General features: G+C 71.6%; 14 protein-coding genes. 7 read left to right on the forward strand and 7 right to left on the reverse strand.

The features are described 5' to 3' along the window. Nucleotides 1-11 precede the first annotated feature (11 nt). The 5 genes from ACZ7CH_RS10990 to ACZ7CH_RS11010 form a co-directional block, all read right to left on the reverse strand. Complete coding sequence (locus tag ACZ7CH_RS10990) at nucleotides 12-3,038, reverse strand: AfsR/SARP family transcriptional regulator (protein ID WP_470373713.1); 3,027 nt, start codon at nucleotides 3,036-3,038, stop codon at nucleotides 12-14. 61 nt (nucleotides 3,039-3,099) lie between these two features. After that, entirely contained in the window at nucleotides 3,100-3,969 is an 870-nt protein-coding gene (locus ACZ7CH_RS10995) for a phosphotransferase family protein (RefSeq protein ID WP_470373714.1), read from the reverse strand. 4 nt (nucleotides 3,970-3,973) lie between these two features. Continuing rightward, nucleotides 3,974-4,366: an MmpS family transport accessory protein gene (locus ACZ7CH_RS11000; protein ID WP_470373715.1), complete on the reverse strand. Its 393-nt coding sequence runs from the start codon at nucleotides 4,364-4,366 to the stop codon at nucleotides 3,974-3,976. Between the two features lie 103 nt (nucleotides 4,367-4,469). Further along, nucleotides 4,470-6,287 (reverse strand): lectin, encoded by a 1,818-nt coding sequence (locus ACZ7CH_RS11005; protein WP_470373716.1) that lies wholly within the window; start codon nucleotides 6,285-6,287, stop codon nucleotides 4,470-4,472. Between the two features lie 36 nt (nucleotides 6,288-6,323). Continuing rightward, nucleotides 6,324-8,195 (reverse strand): discoidin domain-containing protein, encoded by a 1,872-nt coding sequence (locus ACZ7CH_RS11010; RefSeq protein WP_470373717.1) that lies wholly within the window; start codon nucleotides 8,193-8,195, stop codon nucleotides 6,324-6,326. A 110-nt stretch (nucleotides 8,196-8,305) separates the two neighbouring features. Between ACZ7CH_RS11010 and ACZ7CH_RS11015 the strand changes: the two genes are divergently transcribed. Then, on the forward strand, nucleotides 8,306-9,304 hold the full coding sequence (locus ACZ7CH_RS11015) for a LacI family DNA-binding transcriptional regulator (RefSeq protein ID WP_470373718.1): 999 nt from the start codon (nucleotides 8,306-8,308) through the stop codon (nucleotides 9,302-9,304). On the opposite strand, the gene ACZ7CH_RS11020 is transcribed toward ACZ7CH_RS11015, so the two are convergent. Beyond that, on the reverse strand, nucleotides 9,294-9,734 hold the full coding sequence (locus ACZ7CH_RS11020) for a hypothetical protein (protein WP_470370495.1): 441 nt from the start codon (nucleotides 9,732-9,734) through the stop codon (nucleotides 9,294-9,296). The two genes, ACZ7CH_RS11015 and ACZ7CH_RS11020, sit on opposite strands and share 11 nt — an antisense overlap. 65 nt (nucleotides 9,735-9,799) lie before the next feature. Next, on the reverse strand, nucleotides 9,800-10,375 hold the full coding sequence (gene kstR, locus ACZ7CH_RS11025; protein WP_360389854.1) for a cholesterol catabolism transcriptional regulator KstR: 576 nt from the start codon (nucleotides 10,373-10,375) through the stop codon (nucleotides 9,800-9,802). Between the two features lie 160 nt (nucleotides 10,376-10,535). Between kstR and ACZ7CH_RS11030 the strand changes: the two genes are divergently transcribed. From ACZ7CH_RS11030 to ACZ7CH_RS11055, 6 genes are read left to right on the forward strand one after another with little or no spacing between them, the layout of a single operon-like run. Next, nucleotides 10,536-12,431 (forward strand): acyl-CoA dehydrogenase family protein, encoded by a 1,896-nt coding sequence (locus ACZ7CH_RS11030; protein ID WP_470373719.1) that lies wholly within the window; start codon nucleotides 10,536-10,538, stop codon nucleotides 12,429-12,431. Continuing rightward, nucleotides 12,431-13,402, forward strand: a complete 972-nt coding sequence (locus ACZ7CH_RS11035) for an acyl-CoA dehydrogenase family protein (RefSeq protein ID WP_360389132.1) — start codon at nucleotides 12,431-12,433, stop codon at nucleotides 13,400-13,402. The genes ACZ7CH_RS11030 and ACZ7CH_RS11035 overlap by 1 nt, the downstream gene beginning before the upstream one ends. After that, a complete protein-coding gene (locus ACZ7CH_RS11040; RefSeq protein ID WP_470373720.1) occupies nucleotides 13,392-14,534 on the forward strand; it encodes an acyl-CoA dehydrogenase family protein in 1,143 nt (380 codons plus the stop codon). The genes ACZ7CH_RS11035 and ACZ7CH_RS11040 overlap by 11 nt, the downstream gene beginning before the upstream one ends. Beyond that, on the forward strand, nucleotides 14,531-15,418 hold the full coding sequence (locus ACZ7CH_RS11045; RefSeq protein WP_470373721.1) for a bifunctional MaoC family dehydratase N-terminal/OB-fold nucleic acid binding domain-containing protein: 888 nt from the start codon (nucleotides 14,531-14,533) through the stop codon (nucleotides 15,416-15,418). The genes ACZ7CH_RS11040 and ACZ7CH_RS11045 overlap by 4 nt, the downstream gene beginning before the upstream one ends. Then, nucleotides 15,405-15,788 carry a MaoC family dehydratase gene (locus ACZ7CH_RS11050; protein ID WP_470370497.1) on the forward strand — a complete coding sequence of 128 codons (384 nt, stop codon included), beginning with the start codon at nucleotides 15,405-15,407 and terminating at the stop codon, nucleotides 15,786-15,788. The genes ACZ7CH_RS11045 and ACZ7CH_RS11050 overlap by 14 nt, the downstream gene beginning before the upstream one ends. Continuing rightward, nucleotides 15,785-16,924, forward strand: a complete 1,140-nt coding sequence (locus ACZ7CH_RS11055) for a lipid-transfer protein (RefSeq protein WP_470373722.1) — start codon at nucleotides 15,785-15,787, stop codon at nucleotides 16,922-16,924. Before ACZ7CH_RS11050 ends, ACZ7CH_RS11055 begins: the two co-directional genes overlap by 4 nt. The last annotated feature ends 15 nt before the right edge of the window (nucleotides 16,925-16,939 follow it).

Raw genomic sequence — 16,939 nt, forward strand, 5'->3', positions numbered from 1 at the left:
GGGCGGGCCGCTCAGCCGGGCAGGCCCGCCTCCTTGCGGATCTCCCGCAGCGCGTCGTCCTTCGGCACCCGCGCCGCGTCCGGTTCCCCGAGCTCGGCGATCAGGCCCCGCACGCCGGGGTCGCCGAGGTCGAGGCCGCCGCGGAGGAGCTTCACGAGCGCGAGCAGCCGCAGCGCCACGTCGCCTGCGCCCTGGCCGTGCCGCACCTGGGCGAGGATCTCGGTGACCGCGGCGAGGTCGGGCATGTCGCTGCGCGCCGACGTCGTCTCCACCGCCACCGCGACGCCCTGCTCGGCGTCGGCGAAGCGGTGCTCGGCCAGCGCGATGCGGGCCTCCAGCATCGCCGACCACTCCTCGCCGAACGCGCCGAGCGCCGCCGCGGTGCCGCGCACGCGGAAGCTCTCGGCCAGCTCGCGGGCCTCGGTGACGGCACCGCACCGCAACCGGATCTCCGCCTTGGCGTAGAGGATCATCGCGGACATCTGCTCGTTGCCCGTCTCCTGCACGAACCGCTCGGCCTCGGCGAGCTGCCGCTGGGCCGCGCCGAGGTCGCCCAGGCGCGCGTACTCGACGGCGAGCCGCCAGTGCTGCTGCACGGCGTCCTCCGTGGACCGCAGCTCCTGCGCCAGTGCCAGCCCCCGTTCGTACAACGCGATCGCGCCGAGGTTGTCGCCGGTCTGGGAGACGAACGCGGCCTTCATCCCGAGCGACATCGCCGTGCCCCACCGGTCGCCGGTGGCGCTGAACAGCTCGTAGGCCCGCTCGCGGGCGGCCGCCGCGCCGTGCAGGTCGCCGTCGTCGACCAGCAGGAAGCTGCGCGCCCACTCCGCGCCCGCCCGTGCCCACGGGTCGGAGCTGCCCGCCGCCCGCTGGACCTCCCGGTGCGCGAGGTCCTTGTTCTTGCTGACGAACGCGAGCATCGGCAGGGCGATCGCCAGCGCGGGGAACCTCTCGATGGACTCGGCGCGCACGCAGTCCTCGATGACCGCCGCCGTCTCCGCCGCGTCCGGCACCCCCGGCATCACCTGCATCATCAGCCGCATCGCGGTCAGCGCCGCCCGGACGTCGGCGGGCAGCCGGTCGCCGAACGCGAGCACGTCGTCCACCGCCGTGTCCGCCCGCTTGCTGTCGCCCTTCACCATCCAGTACCAGAAGACCGCGGTGAGCAGGCCCGCGGCCGCGTCGGCGTCCTGGTCCTCGACCGCCCCGCGCAACGCGGCCACGATGTTGTCGTGCTCGGCCTCGTAGCCGGCGATGACCTCCAGCTGCCGGGCGGTGCGGGTGAGCGGCTCCCAGTCCTCGGTCAGCCTCCGGTAGTGGTCGCGGAACCGGGCGACCACCTCGGCGGTCTCGCCGGACGCGGCGAGCTGCTCGGCCGCGTACACCCGGATCGTCTCCAGCATCCGGTAGCGCGGCTCGTCGTGGTCGAGCACGTCCACGATGGACTTCTCGACCAGCGACGTGAGCACGTACAGGTCGTGCCGGCAGATCTGCTCGATCGCGGCGAGGTCGGCGCCTGCGGGGAACACCGACAGCCGCCGCGCCAGCTCCCGTTCCTGCTCGGTCAGCAGGTCCCAGCTCCACTCGACGACCGCGCGCAGCGTCCGCTGGCGGGGGAGCGCGGTGCGGCTGCCGGAGGTGAGCAGCCGGAACCGGTCGTCGAGCCGCTGGGTGATCTGGTGCACGGTCATCGACCGCAGCCGTGCGGCGGCCAGCTCCAGCGCGAGCGGCATGCCGTCGAGGCGGCGGCAGATCTGCGCGACGGCGTCCGCGGTGGACTCGTCGAGCCGGAAGCCCGGCTTCACCGCGGTCGCCCGGTCCAGGAAGAGCCGCACCGAGCCGTACCCGGAGAGGTCGGCGCGGCCGTCCGGCACGGCGAGCGGTCCCACCGGGCACAGCGACTCGCCCTCGATGGCCAGCGGTTCGCGGCTGGTGGCGAGCACCCGCACGGACGGCACGAGCCGCAGCAGCCGGCCGGTGAACTCGGCGGCCGCCTCGACCAGGTGCTCGCAGTTGTCGAGCACCAGCAGCGACTCACCCGCCGCGAGCGCCTCGGCGATGCGGTCCATGCCGTCGCTGCCCCTGCGCAACGGGTCGCCGGTGGTGAAGTTCGGGTCGAACGCGCTGAGCACCGCGCCGACCAGGTCGTCGGCCGCCCGCACGCCGGCCAGCGGCAGGAACCAGACCCGGCCCCTGGCGTGCAGCCGGTGCCGCACCGCCGCCTCGGTCGCGAGCCGCGTCTTGCCCGCACCGCCGGGCCCGACCAGCGTGACGAGCCGCGCCCGGTCGAGCTGGTCGCCGACGCGGCGCAGCTCCTCGTCCCGTCCCACGAAGCTGGTGAGCCGCACCGGCAACCGGTCGGCGACCGGCTTGGGCGCGAGCTCGCCCCGCAACGCGGCGAGGTGCACGTCCCGCAGCTCCCGCGACGGGTCGACACCGAGCTCGTCGGCGAGCGTGCGGCGCACGTCCTCGTAGACCTGCAACGCCTCGGACTGCCGCTGGTCGGCGCACAGCGCCCTGATCAGCAGCCCGGCGAGCCGCTCGCGCAACGGGTACCGCTCGTGCAGCGCGGCGAGCTTCGCGACGTCCAGCTCACCGCGGTCGAACCGGTCCTCCTCCGCGCTCAACCGCGCCTCGTCCAGCTCGGCCGCCGCGATCCGCGCGAACGGCGCCTCCCGCACGTCCGCCAGCGCCTCGCCCCGCCACAGCCCGAGCGCCTCGTCGAGCCGCCCGGCCGCGCGCAGCCGTTCGAACCGGACGACGTCCACGTCCTCCGCCGCGACCGCGAGCCGGTACCCACCGGGCTCCAGCGCCACGTCCGGGCAGACCTTCCGCAGCCGCGAGACCAGCGACTGCAGCGCGTTCGTGGCGTCCGCGGGCGGCTGCTCACCCCACAGGTCGTCGATGAGCGTGGCCGGCGAGACCGGCCGGCCGGGGTCGAGCGCCAGCCGGGCGAGGAGCATCCTGACCCTGGCACCACCGATGTCGACCGGTGTGCCGTCGTCCTCCTCGACCCTGAGCGGTCCCAGCAACGCCACGCGCACACGTCAAGCTTCCCAGATCCGCTCCGCGCGCCGGGGCGGGCCGATCTTGCCGGTGCTACCCGAGCTCGCGGACGGCCGCGTCGAGCGCTTCGGCGATCACGCGCTCGAACCCGTCGTCGGTGCTGCCGCGCGGGACCCGTTCGGTGAGCATGATCGCGTAGAGGTACGCCCGGTAGGCCGCGAGGCGCACGTGCTCGCTGTCGGTCAGCGCCCGCCCGTACCCCTTCAGGAAGCTCTCGCCGACGGTCCCGAACAGCGCCGGCGACACGAGGTCGGCCACCGGGTCACCCCAGAACGCGCGTTCGCCGTCCACGATCCCGGTCAGCCCGCGGTCGACGAGCACGTTGCCGTCCCAGAGGTCGAAGTGCACCAGCACCGGTGTCCGCACCTCGTCGAACAGCCGCCGGTCGACCGGGATGCGGGGCAACGCGACGCCGTAGCGCTCCGCGTCGGCCTGCACGGCCTCGACCATGGCGGTGAACGCCTGCGACCACGTCTCGTGCAGCCCGAGCTGCGGGTAGCCGAACCCCGGTCCCTCGATCGTGTGCAACGCCCGCGCGGCCGCACCGAGCTGTTCCTGAACGGCATCGCGGTCCACACCGGACCGTCCGAACAGGGGAGTCCCTTCGAGCTTCGTCGTCACCAGCACGTCGCCGTCGACGTGGGAGCGCGAGAAGTCGGTGCGCACGACCTGCGGCACCGGCGCGACCCGCGCCCCGAGCGCGCAGAACAGCGCCTCGGTGCGCACCAGGTCCCGCTCGTAGGTCAACCCCGGCTGCTCACCCGGACTGATCTTGACCACGAGCTCGCCCTCGGCCGCCGTGACGAGGAAGACCCGGTTGTAGGTGCCGCCGCCGAGCGCCTCGACGCGGTGGACGGTGGTTTGTGTGATCTGCTCTATTACTTCAGTGTTGACCAAAACCAATGCCTCATCTGTCGGTCACCTTCGTGCAGGTCACCGCCTGTCCGGGAGCAGCAGTGGCGCTCGCCCACACCCGTTCGCCGTCGAGCAGGATGCGGCACGTCAACGCCTCGTTCCCGGACGGCGTGGCGGTCACCTCCGCCTTCTGCCCCGAGTTGACCACAACGTCCGTCGTCCACGGAACCACCCCGGTGGCGTCGACGGTCCGCGGTGCGTCCCGTTTGCGGGTGTCGGGGTTCTCGGTGTAGCGGAGGGCGACGGGCGCGGACCCCGGCCCGGTCACCTCGTAGGTGACGGACCAGGCCTTGCCGGTGATCTCCGACCAGCCGAAGTAGCGGATCGCGACCACGAACCCCGCGCCGACGAGGACGAGGGCCGCGACCACTGCGAGCGTCTTCACGGCTTCCCACGGTATGGGGTGCGGCGTTCGGCGGCATCGTTCGGTGGGCTGAACGGCCGTCATCCCGCGGTGTCAGGCGGGGGATGACGGCCGTCGGAGCGTCCTAGGCCGGGACGGTCCAGCGCTGGTTGGCCCCTCCCGTGCAGGTCCAGATCTGCAGCTTCGCGCCGTTGGCCGTGTTGTTGCCGGTGACGTCGAGGCACTTGTTGCTGCCGGCGTTCACGAGGGTGCCGCCGGAGGCGGTCCACCGCTGGTTGGGTCCGCCGAAGCAGTCCCACAGCTGGACGGGGGCGCCGTCGGCGGTGGAGTTGCCGGTGACGTCGAGGCACTTGCCGAGGCCGCGGACGGTGCCGTCGGTGGCGAGGGTCCAGGTCTGGTTGGGGCCGGGGGAGCAGGTCCACAGCTGGGGCTGGTTGCCGTTGGCGGTGGAGCCGTCGGTGACGTCGAGGCACTTGCCGCCCAGGCCGGTGATGGGGCCGGTGCGGGTGCCGGGTTGGCCGGGGTCGAGGGTGCCGGGCCAGGTGAAGGTGGCCATGGCGCCGGCGGGGAGGCGGTAGCCGAAGGTCTGGCCGCCGTAGGAGACCTGGAAGTTCTGGTCGGCGCCGGTGTTGAGGGCGACCAGGGCGATGGAGCCGTCGGGGTTGCGGAAGGCGACGTTCTGGATGCCGCCGTCGCCGTAGCCGGTGGAGTCGATGCGGACGGCGCCGGGTTTGACGAACTTGGCGAGGTGGCCGAGGACGTAGTACTCGGCGTTGTAGGTGGCGGTGGAGCCGTTGGTGGTCACGACGCCGGTGCAGTTGGTGCAGCTGCCGATGACGGGGCCGTTGTTCTGGTCGAGTGCCATGTTCCAGAGGGCGACGGTGCGGGCGTGGTTGCGGGTGGCGCCGATGGCGAGGTTGGTGCCCTGCCAGCGCAGGGTGTCGCGGAAGGTGGCGGCGTCGGTGGCGGAGCGGGTGCCGGAGCACTCGGTGAAGAAGATGTCCTTGCCGGGTTGGTTGTTCTTGACGACGGACTGGCCGCCGGGGTTGCCGCCGTAGCAGTGCCAGGCGGAGCCGATGACGTTGGTGCCGGCGCCGTTGTTGACGGTTTGAGGGTAGGTGGTGTCGTCCCAGTTGTGGTCGTAGCCGAGCAGGCGGGTCTGTTGGCCGGCTGCGCGCAGTTTGGGGGCGAGGGTGTTGATGACGGTGACCTGTTGCTGGGCGGACATGCGCATGCCGGGGTAGCCGGGGGGTTCGAAGTTGGGTTCGTTCTGGACGCTGAGGTAGTCGATCGGTACGCCTGCTGCCCGGTAGGCCTGGGTGAACTTGACGAGGTAGTCGGCGTAGGTGCTGATCTGGCTGTCGTTGAGGGAGCCCTGGATGAGGCTGTTGTTGTTCTTCATCCACGCGGGGGCGCTCCACGGTGTGGCCATGGTGCTGATCTGCGGGTTGAGTGCTTTGGCCTGGCGCAGGAGCGGGAGGACGTAGGCGTTGTCGCGTGCGGTGGAGAACCGGGACAGCGTCGGGTCGGGTGCGCCGTCGTCGTAGGTGTAGAAGCTGCGGGAGAAGTCGGAGGCGCCGATCGGCTGGCGCAGGAAGCTCAGGCTGATGCCGGTGTTCGGGTGGAACAGGTTGGTCATGATCTCGTCGCGGCGTGGTGAGTTCCAGATGTTCCACGCGGCCGAGTCGGTGAAGGAGGCTCCGAACCCGATCATGGACTGGTGGGTGGAGTTGGGGTTGACGGTGATGACCGGTCCGCTGCCGCCGTTGCCGAATGCGACTCCTGCTTGCTGGCGCAGGAGGTTGGAGCGGTCGGCGGTGGTCAGCCAGACGTTGGCGGTGGTCGCTGCTGTTGCCGGGGTGGCGAGGTGGGTGCCTGCCGTGACGGCCAGGACGGCGGAGATCAGTGCGGCGCTGTGCCAGCGGTGTTGTCCTCGGGACATGAGCGCTCCTTGCAGGGGTTCGGGCGCTGGTGGGTGTTATCGGTAGAGCCGGATGTCGGCGATGCTCCACCAGTTGTTCGCGGTGCCGGTGGAGGTGATCCGCAGGAATCGGGCGCTCCCGCGGACGTCGATGTTCGTCAGCTGGCCGGTGCTCTGTCCTTTTGCGACGGTGTGCCAGGTGGTGCCGTCGCGGCTCACGTCCAGTTGCCAGGTGCGGACGTGGTCGCCGAGGTTGGCGCCGCTGTCGACGGCGACGCGGCAGAAGTCGCGGTTGCGGCCGAGGTCGATCTGCAGGTACTGGCCTGGTGTCTGGGTGGTTTCGGTGGTCCAGCGGGTGGAGGCGTCGTCGTCGACGGCGAGTGCGGCGTTCTCGCCGGTGGAGGAGGTGGCGGTGGCGCCGGTGAGCGGGACGGGGTCGTGGTTGCCGCGGAGTCGGTGGTGTGCGGGCCAGGTGAACGTGGCCAGTGCGCCGCCGGGCAGGGTGTACTCGAAGGTGCGGTCGCCGGTGTTGACGGCGAAGGTGCGGGGGTCGTCGTTCTGGTTGTGCACGACCAGTGCGGTGGAGCCGTCGGGGTTGCGGAAGGCGGTGTCCATGATCTGGCCGTTCCAGCCGGTGGTGCCGAAGGAGGTGCTGGCGATGCGGCGGGCGCCGGGGCGGACGAACTTCGCGAGGTGGCCGATCGTGTAGTACTCGGCGTCGGTGGTCACGGTGCCGTCGGGGTGTGCGGTGACCAGGGCGGTGCAGGTGGTGCAGCCGCCGTTGTGGGGGCCGCCGGTGCTGTCGAGGGCGATGTTCCAGGTGACGGCGCTGCGGGCCCAGTTGCGGGTGGTGCCGAGGACGACGTTGCGGGCGTGCCAGCGCAGCGTGTCGCTGAAGACCTTGGCGGGTGGGTCGGTGGCGTTCTTGGAGCCGGAGCACTCGGTGAACCAGATGCCCTTGTGCGGGAAGGCGTTGTGCAGTGCGGTCTGGGCGCTGGGGTCGCCGTAGTAGCAGTGGTAGGCGGTGCCGGCGACCCACCTGGCGGCTTTGGCGCGCAGGACCTGGTGGGGGTAGTCGGCTTCGGCGGTGCCGTCGTTGGGGTGGGTGGCCCAGTTGTGGTCGAAGGCGAGGATCTTCGTGCGGGGGCTGGCGGCCCGCAGTTGTGGTCCGAGGGCTTCGATGACCTTGAGCTGGTCGGCGACGGGCATGTCGGTGCCGGGGTAGGCGTCCGGTGTGCGGTTCTGCGGTTCGTTCTGCACGGAGAGGAAGTCGATCGGCACGCCGGCGCGGGTGTAGGCCTGGACGAACTTGACCAGGTAGCGGGCGTAGGCGTCGTGGATGCGCGGGTCGTCCTTGAGGCGGCCGCCGATGAGCGAGTCGCCGGTCTTCATCCACGCGGGCGGGCTCCAGGGCGTGGCCATGACCTTGAGCTGTGGGTTGAGGCGTTTCGCCTCGCGCAGCAGGGGGAGGATCTTCGCTTCGTCGTGGCTGATGGTGAAGTGCCGGAGGGGGAAGTCGGTCTGTCCGGCCGGTATGTCGTCGTAGGTGTGGTGCTCGGGGGCGGCGGTGAAGTCGGAGGAGCCGATGGGCTGGCGCAGGAAGCTGATGCCGATGCCGGTGTGGGGGTCGAAGAGCTTGCGCATGGTGTCCGCGCGCAGGGCGGGGGTGAGGCCATGGAGGACTTCGGCGCTGGAGTCGGTGATGGACGCGCCGAAGCCGTCGACCGCCTGGTGGTCGCGGCCGGGGTCGACCACGATCGTCGGGTGGTCCGACGGCGTGGTGCCGAATGCGACGCGGGGGCGTTCGTGCAGGAGTTCGGCGCGGTCCGGGGTGGTGACCCAGACGCGTGCTTCCGGCGTGCCGGAGGCTTCCGCCGCAGGTGCGGCGGTGAGGCCGAGGACCAGGGCCACGATCGCGGTAGTTCTCATCGCCGTCCTTGTAACAGAGGTTCATCACTGTGAAACAAAGTCTTTCCAGGATGAAACACCTCGGCGTGGTGACGGTCAATGGCCTGCCCCAGTTCCGGTACAGTGACCAGGTGGAACGTGCTTCCGGTTCGATGAAACAACGGGCCAGTCTCCGGGCCATCGCCGCCGAGACCGGTGTCTCGGTCGCGACCGTCTCGCGGGTGCTCAACGACCACGTCAACGTCGCCCCGCGCACCCGTGACCTGGTGTTGCAGGCCCTTGAACGGCGCGACCAGCCGCCGGGGCAGCGGACGGTGTACGTGCGGTGCCCGTACATCCTCACGGACTACTTCGGCCTGATCGTCTCGTCGGTCGCGGAGACGCTGAAGCTGCACGGTGTGCGCCTGCTGCTCGACGCGGGGGAGTCGGCGCAGCACAGCGAGGCGGTGCGCGGCCTGCCCGGTCAGCAGGACGTCAACGGCGCGATCCTCATCCTGCCGCCGGAGGAGGGTGACGAGCTGGTGGCGTTGGCGCAGGCCGGTTTCCCGTTCGTCGTCGTCGACCCGCGCACGCCACCGCCGCCGGACATCGCCTCGGTGTCGGCCGCGCACTCCGCCGGTGCCCGCGCGGTCGCGGACCACCTGATCGCGCTGGGGCACCGCGACATCGCGGTGATCGCGGGCCCGTCGGAGTGGCTGGCCGGTGACGCGCGGCTGGCCGGGCACCGCTCCGCGCTGGCCCAGGCGGGGGTGCTGCTGAGCGCGGACCGGGTGCGGTGCATCGAACCCACGATCGCCGAGGGCCGTCGTGCGGCGCTGGACCTGCTGGCGGCGGACCCGCGGCCGAGTGCCGTCGTGTGCTTCAACGACAAGGTCGCGGTCGGCACGATGCAGGCCGCGCGGTCACTCGGGCTGCGGGTGCCTGAGGACCTGTCGGTGGCGGGCTTCGACGACATCGACCTGAGCGAGGCGACCGATCCGCCGCTGACGACCGTGCGGCAGCCGTTGCAGGAGATGGGCAGCATCGCCGTCACGCAGCTCATGCGGATGCTCGACGGTCACCGGCCCGAGGCGTTGCACATCGAGCTCGCGACCTCGTTGGTGGTGCGCGGGTCGACCGCTAGTGCATGACGCCCCACACGCGCGTGACCGGGTCGACGAGCACTGGCAGCTGCTGCTCGCCGTCGTAGCGGTGGCACCAGTGGCCGACCTCGAACCCGCCGCCGGGCACCGGGACCCACAGCGTCAGCAGGTGTGAGGTGCTCTCCCCGTCGTCGTGCGCCTCGCTGCCCAGGACGTCGGCGAGCACCGTCGTGCCCGTGGCGCGCAACGCCGTGGTCTGCTTGGCGTCCTCCGCCGCCGACGACCAGATCGCCATCATGATCAGGGCGATGAGCACCACGCCCAGCTCGGTCAGCGCGATGCCCCACCACGGCAGGTCGGACAGGGCGACCACGACGCCGATCGCCGCGATGCCGACGAGCGAGGCGCCGGCGATCACGCGCTGGGCGGTGGCCGAACCGCGGCTGGTGAGGACGACTTCGGCGGGGTTCGTGGTCACCGGCTGATCTTAGGTGCGCATCCCGCCCCTGTGCGGGGTTGCGGGGTCTTGGCCGGCCGCACGGGTCAGGCCAGCAGCAGCCGCACGGTCAGCTCCAGCCGGTTCGCCACGTCGGTGGCCGTGGCCCGCCGGGTCACCCACGCGACGAGGTTCGACAGCCACACGTCGCTGATCACCCGCGCGATGGCCTTCTGCTCCTCCGTCGGTTCCTCGTCGGTCATCGCGCGCGTGAACATCGTCTCCATCAGCAGCGCGACGCGGTCGATCTCGGCACCGGCCGAGGCGTCGGCGAAGGTGAAGGCGCGGGTCATGGCCTCGGTCAGGTGCGGGTTGCGCTGCAGGCCGCGGGTGATGCGGCCGAGCACGAACAGCACGCGGTCGTAGGCGGTGTCGCCGGGGACGGCGGCGCGGTCCATCTTCTCCTGCGCGCGTTCGAGCTCGACGGCGAGGCTGGAGACGAGGAGGTGGATCTTCGAGGGGAAGTAGCGGTAGAGGGTGCCGAGTGCGACGTCCGCCCGGTCGGCCACCGCCCGCATCTGGACGGCGTCGAACCCGCCCTTGGACGCCAGCGCGATGGTCGCGTCGACGATCCTCTTGCGCCGCTCGCGCTGGGCGGCCGAGCTCAGCTCCTCGCCCGCCATCAGGGCGTCCGCGCGCGACTTCGAAGGTGACACGGAGATGGTCCTCCTGGAACGTGTTGCAGCAGCCTCCACATCGTACCGGAGTGGGTTTCCCGGCCATGATCTCTTGCCGGAATTAGAACACGTTCTATAAAGTTCCTCATGTATTGGAGGAGGCCGCATGCCGATCGCCACGACCGACGAGCACCGGGCACTCAGGAACAGCGTCAGCGCGGCCCGCGGGACGTGGGAGGACCTGGTCCGCGTCGGGTTCTTCGACGTGCTGCGCGACGGCGGCACGACCCTCGACCTCGCGGTGATGCTCGAGCAGGCCGCCGAGCACCTCGTACCGGGCCCGCTGCTGCCCACGGCACTGGCCTGCGCCCTCGTCCCGGACTTCGACGGGATCGCCGGGTTCGGGTTCGGCACCGGGCACGTCCTGGGCGCCACCGAGGCCACCCACCTGCTCGTCAAGGACCAGGACTGGATGTTCGTCCCCGCCGGGCACACGACCGTCACCGCGCTGGACGCCGTCGACCTGACCCGGTCGCTCGGGGCGGTCACCGTCCACACACCGGGCGAGACGATCGCCGACCCGACGGACCTCGCCGTCACGCTCATGGCCGCCGAAGCGAGCGGCATCGCCCAGTGGTGCCTGCGGACCGCGGTCGAGCACGCGCGCCGCCGCGAGCAGTTCGGCCGGGCCATCGGGTCCTTCCAGGCCGTGAAGCACCTGTGCGTGGAGATGCTGTGCCGGGCGGAACAGGCCGCGAGCGTCGCGTGGGACGCGGCACGGGCGGCCGGCCACGACGAACACCCGTTCGCGGCGGCGGTCGCGGCGGCCGTGGCGTTCGACGCGGCGGTGCGCAACGCCAAGGACTGCATCCAGGTGCTCGGCGGCATCGGGTTCACCTGGGAGCACGACGCCCACCGCTACCTGCGGCGTGCCCTGGCGCTGCAACAGCTCGCGGGCGGCCGGGAGCGGTGGCGCAGGACGACGGCCGAGCTCGCGCTGCGCGGTGCGCGGCGGCACCACACCGTCGAGGTCGAGGGCGACCCGGAGGTGCGCCGGTTCGCCGCGGAGGTCGCCGCCCTCGAACCGGACGAGCAGCGGGCACGGCTGGCGGACAGCGGATACCTCGTCCCGCACTGGCCCCGGCCCTACGGCCAGGACGCCGGCCCCGCGCGGCAGCTCGTGATCGACGACGCGCTCGCTGCGGCCGGGGTGCGCAGACCGGACCTGGTCATCGGGGCCTGGGCCGCGCCGGCGATCCTGCGCCACGGCACCGCCCAGCAGCAGGAGCGGTTCGTGTGGCCGACCCTGCGCGGCGAGCTGACCTGGTGCCAGCTGTTCAGCGAACCCGAGGCCGGTTCGGACCTGGCGTCGTTGCGCACCAGGGCGCGCAGGGTCGAGGGCGGGTGGCGGCTGACCGGCCAGAAGGTCTGGACGTCGCTCGCCCACCAGGCCGACTGGGCGATCTGCCTGGCCCGCACCGACAGCGACGTCCCCAAGCACAAGGGCATCACCTACTTCCTCGTCGACATGCGGTCCGCGGGCATCGACGTGCGGCCACTGCGGGAGATCACCGGCGAGGCCCGGTTCAACGAGGTCTTCCTCGACGACGTCCTCGTGCCCGACGACTGCGTGGTCGGCGCGGTGAACGACGGCTGGCGCCTGGCCCGCACCACCCTGGCCGACGAACGCGTCGCCCTGGGCCGCGGCTCGTCGCTCGGCGAGGCACTGGAACAGGTTCTGGCCACCGGCCCCGCACCGTCGGAACGGCTCGGCGAACTGGTCGCCCGGGGGCTCGCCGTGTCGCTGCTCGACCTGCGCGCCGGACTGCGCCGCCTTGACGGACAGGAACCGGGCGCGGAGTCCAGCGTGCGCAAGCTCGTCGGCGTGCGGCACCGGCAGGACGTCGCCGAGTTCGCCGTGGAGCTGGACGGCGGGCTGGTGCACGGCGACGCCGTCCACGAGTTCCTGCTGACCCGCTGCCTGAGCATCGCGGGCGGCACCACCCAGGTCCTGATGAACCTCGCGGGCGAACGGATCCTCGGCCTACCCAGGGAGAGTTGATGGACTTCACCCTCGACGACACCCAGCAGGAGATCGTGCGCCTCGCCGCCGACGTGCTGGGCCGGGAGAGCACGACGCCCTGGAAAGCCCTGGGGGAGGCCGGGTTGCTGGCCCTCGCCGTTCCGCAACGGCTCGGTGGCCACGGCCTCGGCGTGCTGGAGACGGCACTGCTGCTCACCGAGGTCGGCCGCAGCGCCGCGGACGTGCCGGCGTTCGCCACCCTCGCCCTGGGCGTCCTGCCGATCGCCCGGCACGGCACCCCGCACCAGCAGGACGAACTGCTCCCCCTGGTCACCGAACAGCACGCCGTCTTCACCGCCGCACTCAGCGAACCCTCCACCCCGCTGCCGGCCACGCCGTCCACCAGGGCCAACCCCGACGGCACCGGACTGACCGGCCTCAAGGTCCACGTCCCGCGCGCCGCCGAGGCCGGCAGAATCCTCGTCAGCGCCCTGCTGGGCGACCGGCCGGGCACCCTGGTCGTCGACCCCGCCCAACCCGGGGTGTCCACAACGGACAGCACCGTCCGGTTCGACAACGCCCACGGTGACCCGCTCGACGGTGACCTCACGAAGTACGCGCTGGCCGGCGCCTGCGCGGTCGGCGACGGTGTGCTGGCCGGAGCCCTCGACCTCACCGTCACGCACGTCGGCACCCGCCACCAGTTCGGCGCACCGCTGTCGACCTTCCAGGCCGTCGCGGGCCAGGTCGCCGACGTCCACATCGCCGCCCGCACCCTGCACCTCGCCACCCTCGCCGCCTGCTGGAGCCTCGACGACGCCGACCTCGCCATCGCCGCCCACTGGCTCGCCGCGGAAGCGCTCCCGGCCGTGCACACGTGCCACCACCTGCACGGCGGCCTGGGACTCGACATCACCTACCCGATGCACAGGTACTACGGCCTGGCCAAGGAGCTGACGAGGTTCGTCGGCGGAGCGGAGCACCGGTTGGGGCAGATCGATGTTCATTGACCTCACGAGCGACCAGCGCAGGCTGCGCGACGAGCTGCGCGAGTACTTCTCCGGCGTCATGACCGAGCAGCAACGCGAAGCCGTGCTCACCGAACGGCACGGCACCGCCTACCGCGACCTGGTGCGCCGCCTCGGCGCCGACGGGTGGCTCGGCGTCGGCTGGCCCACCGAGTACGGCGGCCGCGGCTTCGGCCAGGTCGAGCAGCAGATCTTCGTCAACGAGGCCGCACGCGCCGACGTGCCGCTGCCCTACGTGACGCTGCAGACCGTCGGCCCGACCCTGCAGCGCTACGGAACCCAGGAGCAGAAGGACCTCTTCCTCCCGCGCATCCTCAAGGGCGAGCTGCACTTCGCCATCGGCTACACCGAACCCGAGGCTGGCACGGACCTCGCGGCGCTCACGACCAGGGCCGTCCGGCAGGGCGACCACTACGTCGTCAACGGCCAGAAGGTCTTCACCACCGGCGGCCACGACGCCGACCACGTGTGGCTCGCGGTCCGCACCGGAGCACCCGAGGACCGCCACCGGGGCATCACCATCCTGATCGCCGACACGACCGATCCCGGCTACTCGTGGACTCCGATCATCACCTGCGACGGCGCGCACCACGTCAACGCCACCTACTACAGCGACGTCACGGTGCCCGTCGGCCTGCGCGTGGGCGAGGAGAACAAGGGCTGGCGGCTGATCACCACCCAGCTCAACCACGAACGCGTCATGCTCGGCCCGTCCGGCCGCATCGGCGCCCAGTTCGACCGCGTGCACGAGTGGGCGCGCGAGCACGACCTGCTCGGCCTGCCGGACGTGCGCAGGGCGCTGGCCGAGGTCAAGGCCGTGCACCGGGTCAACGAACTGCTCAACTGGCAGGTCGCCGCCCGGGAGGTGGAGGTCTCCGACGCCTCCGCCACCAAGGTCTTCGCCGCCGACCGCACCCAGCGCGTCGGCCGCCTGCTGGAGGAGGTCGTGAGCCGCCACGGCGATCCCACCGAACCGGGCACCGCGCAGCTCGTGCGCTGGCTGGACGTCCAGGCCCGGCGCAACCTCGTGCTCACCTTCGGCGGTGGCGTCAACGAGGTGCAGAAAGAGCTGATCGCGTCCCTCGGGCTCGGACTGCCGAGGGTGGTGCGATGACCGACGTGGAGAAGGCAGCGGCCGAGATCGCCGGCCGGGGCGAGTCCGCACCGCGCCTGGCCCGCGACCCGGTGAACCTGCCGATGATCCGCACCTGGCTGGAGGCCATCGGCGACACCCACCCCGGCTACACCGAGGTCGCGCCACCGGCGATGGTGCAGGTGTGGACGATGGCCGGGCTGCACGGCCAACGCGCGCTGGACGACCCGCTCGGCGCGATGATGCGGGTCCTCGACGAGGCCGGGTTCACCTCGGTCGTCGCCACCGACAGCGACCAGACCTACCACCGCTACCTCAGGGTCGGCGAACAGCTCGCGGTCACCACCCTGCTGGAGGACGTGACCGGCCCGAAGAGGACCGCACTCGGCGAGGGCTGGTTCGTCACCACCCGCAGCACCTGGTACGTCGGTGACGAGCCGGTCGCCGAGATGCGGTTCCGCGTCCTGAAGTTCCGCCCAGCCGAGAAACCCGCTGCCCCGGCGCAGACGCAGAAGGCGCAGGCGATCCGGCCCTCGGTCAACCGCGACACCGAGTACTTCTGGAACGGCACCAAACAGGGCGAGCTGCGCATCCAGCGCTGCGGCGGCTGCGGGCTGCTGCGGCACCCACCCGGCCCGATGTGCCCGGAATGCGGTGCCACCACACCGAAGTACCTGGTCTCGGACGGCCGCGGCGTGGTCTACAGCTACGTCGTGCACCACCACCCGCAGGTGCCCGGCAAGCGGACGCCGTTCGTGATCGCGCTGGTCGAGCTGGACGAGGGCGTGCGGATGCTGGGCGAGCTCGACGGCGAGCCGCGCGTCGGGCTGCCCGTCGAAGTCGTGTTCACCGAGGTCGACGACGACCTGACGATGTTCGGCTGGAGGCCTCGTGCGGACCGGTGACCCCCTGCCCGAGTGGCACGTCGAGGCCACGCCCACGTTCGTGATCAGCACCGCGCTCGCGACCCGCGACTTCCAGGACGTGCACCACGACCGCGACCTCGCCGTCCGGCGCGGCTCGAAGGACATCTTCATCAACATCCTCACCACCACCGGACTGGTCCAGCGCTACGTCACCGACTGGGCGGGCACCGGGGCGCTGGTCCGGCAGATCGACATCCGGCTCGGCGCACCCTGCTACGCCTACGACACGCTCAAGTTCTTCGGCCAGGTGGTCGAACGCCACGACAACGACGTGGTGGTCGAGGTCGTCGGCCGCACCGGCCACGGCGACCACGTCACCGGCACGGTCAGGATCGAGGTGCCCGCGTGAACGCCGCGATCGCCGGCATCGGCGCGACCGAGTTCTCCAAGGACTCCGGCCGCACCGAACTGCAGCTCGCCGCCGAGGCCACCAGGGCCGCACTCGCCGACGCCGGACTCGAACCGTCCGATGTGGACGGCCTGGTCAGCTTCACCATGGACACCAACGCCGAGATCGCCGTCGCCCGCGAGCTCGGCATCCCGGAGCTGACGTTCTTCAGCCGCGTCCACTACGGCGGCGGCGCGGCCTGCGCGACCGTCCAGCAGGCCGCCATGGCGGTCGAGACCGGGATGGCGCAGGTCGTCGTGTGCTACCGGGCGTTCAACGAGCGTTCCGGCCACCGGTTCGGCCAGGTCCAGACCGCGGCGGCGGCGAACGTCGACAACAGCTGGTCCTACCCGATGGGCCTGGGGACCCCGGCCGCGATGGTCGCCATGTTCGCCCGCCGGTACATGCACTCCTACGGTGCCACGAGCGAGGACTTCGGCCGGGTCGCCGTCGTGGACCGCAAACACGCCGCCACCAACCCCCACGCGTGGTTCCACAACCGCCCGATCACCCTCGACGACCACCAGTCCTCGCGCTGGATCGCCGAACCGCTGCGGCTGCTCGACTGCTGCCAGGAAAGCGACGGGGGAGTGGCGCTCGTCGTCACCTCCGCCGCGCGCGCTCGCGACTTGAGGAACACGCCCGTGCTGGTCAAGGCCGCCGCCCAGGGCAGCGGCACCGACCAGTTCACGATGACCAGCTACTACCGCGACGACCTGACCGGCCTGCCGGAGATGGGCGTGGTGGCGCGGCAGCTGTGGCAGCGGTCGGGCATCGGGCCGTCCGATGTGGACGTGGCCGTGCTCTACGACCACTTCACCCCGTTCGTCCTCGTGCAGCTGGAGGAGCTCGGGTTCTGCGGCAAGGGCGAGGCGAAGGACCTCGTGGCCTCCGGCGCGTTGGAGCTCGACGGCTCGCTACCGCTCAACCCGCACGGCGGCCAGCTCGGCGAGGCCTACCTGCACGGCATGAACGGCATCGCCGAGGCCGTCCGGCAGGTCCGCGGCACCGCCGTGAACCAGGTCGCGAGAGCGGCCCACGTCCTGGTCACCGCCGGCACCGGCGTTCCCACCAGCGGCCTGCTCCTGGGCCCCTGACCCCCCTTGCAGATG

The organism is Lentzea sp. NPDC037011 (assembly GCF_055607425.1).